Annotated in this window: 5 protein-coding genes; 1 reads left to right on the forward strand and 4 read right to left on the reverse strand. The window is 64.8% G+C overall.

The genetic code is table 11. The annotated features are described in order from the left end of the window. Positions 1-144: 144 nt before the first annotated feature. The gene (locus tag WMN78_RS20025) at positions 145-552 is read left to right on the forward strand and encodes a VOC family protein (protein WP_340535510.1); all 408 of its coding nucleotides are present in this window, start codon (positions 145-147) and stop codon (positions 550-552) included. A gap of 55 nt (positions 553-607) precedes the next feature. Here WMN78_RS20025 and WMN78_RS20030 read toward each other — a convergent pair whose 3' ends face one another. The 4 genes from WMN78_RS20030 to paaK form a co-directional block, all read right to left on the reverse strand. Then, a complete protein-coding gene (locus WMN78_RS20030) occupies positions 608-1,453 on the reverse strand; it encodes a DUF427 domain-containing protein (RefSeq protein WP_340535511.1) in 846 nt (281 codons plus the stop codon). A gap of 80 nt (positions 1,454-1,533) precedes the next feature. Next, positions 1,534-2,139, reverse strand: coding sequence for a TetR/AcrR family transcriptional regulator (locus WMN78_RS20035; protein WP_340535512.1), 606 nt, complete (start codon positions 2,137-2,139; stop codon positions 1,534-1,536). Between the two features lie 345 nt (positions 2,140-2,484). Next, complete coding sequence (locus WMN78_RS20040) at positions 2,485-3,837, reverse strand: MFS transporter (protein WP_340535513.1); 1,353 nt, start codon at positions 3,835-3,837, stop codon at positions 2,485-2,487. 225 nt (positions 3,838-4,062) lie between these two features. Beyond that, on the reverse strand, positions 4,063-5,397 hold the full coding sequence (paaK, locus tag WMN78_RS20045) for a phenylacetate--CoA ligase PaaK (protein ID WP_340535514.1): 1,335 nt from the start codon (positions 5,395-5,397) through the stop codon (positions 4,063-4,065). Positions 5,398-5,499 lie beyond the last annotated feature (102 nt).

A 5,499-nucleotide genomic window follows, 5' to 3' on the forward strand; every position in this document is an offset into this window, starting at 1 on the left:
TTCGAACCGGTGAGAGAGCGTTTGGCTTTTGGGCGCGGGAAGTGAGAGAGGGTTTGGCTTTTGGGCACGGGAAGTGAGAGAGGGTTTTGGGCAGATCTTTCTGGCCCGCTCCGGCGTAAAATTTGCAGCGTAGGAGGTGGCGAAATGACCCTAGTACTCAATAAAGCCACAACAGTCCTGCCAGTCGATGATGCAGAGCGTGCCCGGCATTTCTATGCGGACACCCTGGGACTCCCGCACCGTGGCGTGGCAGATGACGGAAGCGAATTGTTCGGCTCAGAAGGCGGCCCCATGCTGCAGCTGATGCCGGTCAAGGACGGTAAGCATTCAGAGCACACCGCCTTGAGTTTCGAAGTCAGCGAGATCGAACGCACCGTCCAGGAGATGGAAGCCAAGGGCGTCACGTTCCAGGACTACGATCTCCCGGATCTCAAAACCGAGAACCACATTTGTACAACGGATTCCGAGAAGTGCGCCTGGTTCATGGACTCCGAGCACAACATTCTCTGCGTGCACGAGAACATCAGCACGGTAGCGGATTACCAGCTGTAGAGACTGGCGTCCCGGCTCAGCGGGACGCCTTATCTTTGCCGTCGGGGTGACCCCGTCAGGGTGACGCCGGCGATGACCACGGCGTGACCGGCCGCTCCTGCCTGACGCCGTCCACCGTGATGTCCACGCGTTCGTTGAAGAAGCACACCAGCCCGTGGATCTGGGCGGCGTCACGGAAACGCTGGTCGTACATCCACGCGATGTTTCGCCCGTTCGCGGCGGGCGGGTAGGTCAGGTAGCTGGCCGTCCCCTTGTACGGGCACACCGTTTTCTTGTCGCTTGCGTCCATCAGGTCCAGCCGGACGTCCGACGGCGGGAGGTAGTAGCGCACCGGCAGCATGGTTTCGTACAGCAGCTGCGCGCCGTTCGTGGCGGCCAGTGTAACGTCGTCGAGCGTTACCTCAACGGTGAGTGACGACGCGCGGATGTCCACGCGGTGGAACGGGTCGCGGGGGTGGCCGATGATCTCCTCGTCGTCCTCGAGCCAGTCGAAGGCGTTGAAATCCAGCACCACGTGTCCGGCGAGGTCGGGGTCGGCCGGCCGGAAGGCCGCGCGGGGCAGCCTCGCGTCGGAGGTCACGACGTCGAACTCCTCGCCGTCCGCTGTGTGCCGGCCAAAGCCGGTGCGCGGATCCAGTGCCGCCGGCCCGTCCGCGCCCAGCCTGAAACCGTGCTCCGATACCTCGCCCGGCTGCTGCCCGGGCGGCTGCAGTTCGGCCTGAAGGTCCACTTCGGGGACGGCGTAGACGGGGGTGATGCGTTTGGGTTCCCACACCAGGAGCGCATGAAGGGTGTCGACGACGGCGTTCCCGCCCGCCATGGCACGGACCCTTTTGGCGGTGGGCTGGTAGCGCAAGTCGGGGAATGTGCCGAAGAGGACTTCGGATAACTTCCTGGCCATGACTACAGGGTGGGCGCTGCGTTTCCCGCCGTCAATGAAGGCCCCGGTGGCCTATCCGGCGGCCGCGTGGAAGAACGTGATTAGCGCGCCGCGTGGAGGCCGTTGAAGGCCATTGTGATGACGTCGTCGGCGAGCTTTTCCGGTGACAGCGAACCGCCCGGCTTGTACCACTCGACGATGGAGTTGATGGTGCCGAACAGGAGGCGGGTGACCGTGCGGGGATCGATGTCCTCGCGGAGGGAGCCCTCATCGCGGGCGGCCGAGATCAGCGCCGCCACCCTGTGGTCGAAGGTGCGCCGGCGTTCCATGGCGTCGCGCTCAATGTCCGTGTTGCCGCGCAGGCGCAGCAGCAGGGTGACGAACGGAAGCCGTTCCACCAGCACTGAGATGGTCTCCCGGAGCACGAACTCGAGACGGGCCTCGGCCGTCCCGGACTGGGCCTGCGGCTGCTCCAGGATGGCCTCCAGTCCGCCCAGCGCTTCTTCCAGGGCGAGCTTGAGTAGGTCGCCCTTGGACGGCACGTGGTGGTAGATGGCCGACTTGGAAATGCCCAGGTTTTCGGCAAGGATGCCCATGGACGTGGCGTCGTAGCCGTGTCGGTTGAAGACCTCGACGGCGATCTGCAGCACCGACTGCTGGTCGTATCCGGGGCGGCCGCGCTTGGTGGGTGCATCAGTGGTGGACATACCGGCTATTTTCTCATGAACGTTCGGTCAATTGAGGCAGTCGGGGTCATGTTCCCGAAATCCCTTGCTTGTGCCGTGCTCCGGTGCTAGAAAACTTGTAGAGGAACTATCGGCGCGGGGACCGGTTCTGACTCAAAAATTTCAAGGATCGGGACGGGATCAGGCACGTTGGGCTGCCCGGCTGGCGGTTAGCCATCGGCACGTCACAGCGCTGTCGCGCATTGGCAGTAGTGCACTGAATGCCTCCCGTAAAAGGATGGTCCCCGGCTGCAGCAGCCGGGGACCTTCCCCATTTCGGTGACCTTTCGACGTCGCGCGCTCGTATAGGAGGCGTTGCCAGACGCCTTAGCTGGCGTTCTCTTCCAGCGTGAGATCGCGGTCCTTGGTTTCAGGCGCTTTGATCGCCTGGACCAGCGAGATGCCCACGATGACCATCATGTAGGCGGCGATGGGCCAGTAGGAGCCGGTGGCCCAGGCGAGCAGCGCCGAACAGATGATTGGTGCGATGCCGCCGCCGAAGATTGCCGAGAATTCGCGGGCAATTGCCACGCCGGCGTACCGGAACTTGGAGCCGAACAGCTCGGCGTACATGGCCGACTGCGCCGCGATGCCGCCCTCCACGGCGAAGGTGAAGCCCACCGCGTAGACGAGTGCGATCAGCCAGACGTTACCCGTGCTGCTGAGCCAGAATGCGGGGAAGGAGAACAGGAAGAGGAAGGCGAGGATAAACACGTTCACGGGCTTGCGGCCCCAGCGGTCGGTGGCGCGGCCCGCGACCAGTGCGGCGGGAATGGCGAAGAGGCCGCCCATAGCCAGCATCTGCGGGATGAGTGCCTTGTCGATGTTGACCACGGAGATCAGGAACGTGCCCAGGAAGGCCTGGTAGATGTAGGAGTGGGCGTGCGTGCCCATGTTGATGAGGAACACCTGGCGCAGCGGACGGCGGCCCTTCTTGAGCACTTCCGCGACCGGTGAGGCTGCCTCGACATGTTCCTTCTTGAGCTCGGCGAAGACCGGGGATTCCTTCATGTTGCGGCGGATCAGGTACGCAGCCACGGTCACGAGGGCGCTGGAAAGGAACACCAGGCGCCAGCCCCAGGATTCGAGGTCTTCGCGGGGCAGCAGCTGGACAAGGATCCAGGCACCGGAACCGAAGACGGAGCCGACTGCGGCACCGGCCCACACCAGCGAGGTCATGGCGCCGCGCTTGCCCTTGGGGGCGAATTCGGCCAGCAGCACCACGGCGCTTGCCATTTCCGCGCCGGCGCCGAAGCCCTGGATGAACCGCAGCACGGTCAGGAGGATCGGAGCCAGGATGCCCACGGATTCGTAGGTGGGCAGCAGGCCCATGGCAAAGGTGGCCGTGCCCATCAGGGCAAGGGTGGCCACGAGCACGAACTTCCGGCCGATCTTGTCGCCATAGCGGGAGAAGAACAGTCCGCCCATGGGCCGGGCCACGAAGCCGACGGCGTAAGCGCCGAAGCTGGCGATGAAGCCGACCGCGGGGGAGACGTTGGGGAAGAACAGGGTGTTGAAGATGATGGCCGTGCCCACACCGTAGACAACCATGTCGTAGTTTTCCAGGACGGTTCCGATGAACCCTGCCCAGCCGGCGCGGCGAAGCTCGGTTTTATTGACGGCGGCCGGGTGGAGCGCGCCGTGTGGCTTGGTTCCCGTGGTCGAGGGAGTGTGCGTCATTGCTGATCCTGTTCATGAGAAAGCGTCCACCACTGCGTGGGCGCGGTTTCCAGACTAGGGGCTGTGCCACGGTTTGGCAACCGATTGCCTAAAACTTGGCAACAAGACGCAATGGACGGCCGTCCGGCGGCTCCGGGGAGCGGCGGACACGCCAAGAAGGGCCCGGGGAAAACCCCGGGCCCTTACATGGCTGCTGCCTGCTTGGGACGCAAGTGTCCGTTCGCGCTATGCCTTGGGACGCATGTCGTAAATCCGGCGGAGCTTGCCGTTTGAACGCTCCAGGGAGCCGGGCTCGACGACGTTGACGGTGCAGGAGGATCCGACATGGATCTTGATCTGCTGCTGCAGGACCTTGGCGGCCGAGGCCACACCCTCTACTGAGACGGATTCCCGGCGTTCGATCTTGACCGTGAGCTGGTCCATCCGCTGGCCCTCGGGGCGGGTGAGTTCCAGCTGGAAGTGCGGGCTGAGCTCGGGGATCCGCAACGCGATTTCCTCGATCTGGGAGGGGAACAGGTTCACGCCGCGCAGGATGATCATGTCGTCGCTGCGGCCGGTGATGCGGCCCATGCGGCGGTGCGCGGGACGGGCAGTGCCGGGCAGCAGGCGGGTGAGGTCCTTGGTGCGGTAGCGGATGATGGGCAGCGCTTCCTTGGTGAGCGAGGTGAACACCAGTTCGCCGTGTTCGCCGTCGCCCAGGACCTTCGTGGGGTCGAACGCGTCGATGATCTCGGGGCGGAAGTGGTCCTCCCAGATGTGGCTGCCGTCCTGGGTTTCCACGGCTTCGCCGGCCACGCCGGGGCCCATGACCTCGGACAGGCCGTAGATGTCGCAGGCTTTGATGTTCATTGTGGTTTCGAGCTCGTGACGCATTTCCTCGGTCCAGGGCTCCGCGCCGAGCACCGCGTACTTGAGCGAGGTGGAGGCGGGGTTGATGCCCTGCTTCATCATGGCGTCCGCGATGGTCAGCAGGTAGGTCGGGGTGGCCAGGATCGCGTCGGGCTTGAAGTCCTGGATCAGGGTGATCTGGCGTTCGGTCTGGCCGCCGGAGATCGGGATGACGGTGCAGCCCAGCGCCTCGGCGCCGGCGTGGGCACCCATGCCGCCGGTGAACAGGCCGTAGCCGTAGGCGTTGTGGACCTTCATGCCGGGGCGGACGCCGGACGCGCGGAGGGACCGTGCCACCAGCTTGGCCCAGTCGGCGAGGTCCTTCTTGGTGTAGCCCACCACGGTGGCGCGGCCGGTGGTGCCGGAGCTGGCGTGGATCCGGGCCACCTCGCGCTGCGGCACGGCGAACATGCCGAAGGGGTACTCCAGCCGGAGGTCCTCCTTGGTGGTGAAGGGGAACTTGCCCAGGTCCGCCAGTTCGCGGAGGTCCGTGGGGTGGACGCCGGCTTCGTCGAACTTGCGCTTGTACAGCGGGACGCGGTCATAGGCGTAGGCGACCGTGTGCTGGAGGCGGCTCAGCTGGAGTGCCTCCAGCTCGTCGCGGGATATGGTTTCTTCGCGGTCCAGCACGGCGTCGGTGGCTGCTGCTGGTTCAGTGGCGTGGAGGGTCATCTGGGGTCCCTGTTTCTATTTCTTGGAGATGGTGCGGCTGCGGCCGCGGAACTCGGCGATGAGCTCGCCCGGGGGCATGTCGGTGGGGAGTTGGCCCGGGAC

Source organism: Arthrobacter oryzae, assembly GCF_037911235.1.
GTDB lineage: Bacteria > Actinomycetota > Actinomycetes > Actinomycetales > Micrococcaceae > Arthrobacter > Arthrobacter oryzae_E.

Bases quoted from the DNA above. Each gene is read 5' to 3' on its own strand.
- WMN78_RS20025 (WP_340535510.1), top strand. From the start codon at position 145: ATGACCCTAGTACTCAATAAAGCCACAACAGTCCTGCCAGTCGATGAT.
- WMN78_RS20030 (WP_340535511.1), bottom strand. From the start codon at position 1,453: ATGGCCAGGAAGTTATCCGAAGTCCTCTTCGGCACATTCCCCGACTTG.
- WMN78_RS20035 (WP_340535512.1), bottom strand. From the start codon at position 2,139: ATGTCCACCACTGATGCACCCACCAAGCGCGGCCGCCCCGGATACGAC.
- WMN78_RS20040 (WP_340535513.1), bottom strand. From the start codon at position 3,837: ATGACGCACACTCCCTCGACCACGGGAACCAAGCCACACGGCGCGCTC.
- paaK (WP_340535514.1), bottom strand. From the start codon at position 5,397: ATGACCCTCCACGCCACTGAACCAGCAGCAGCCACCGACGCCGTGCTG.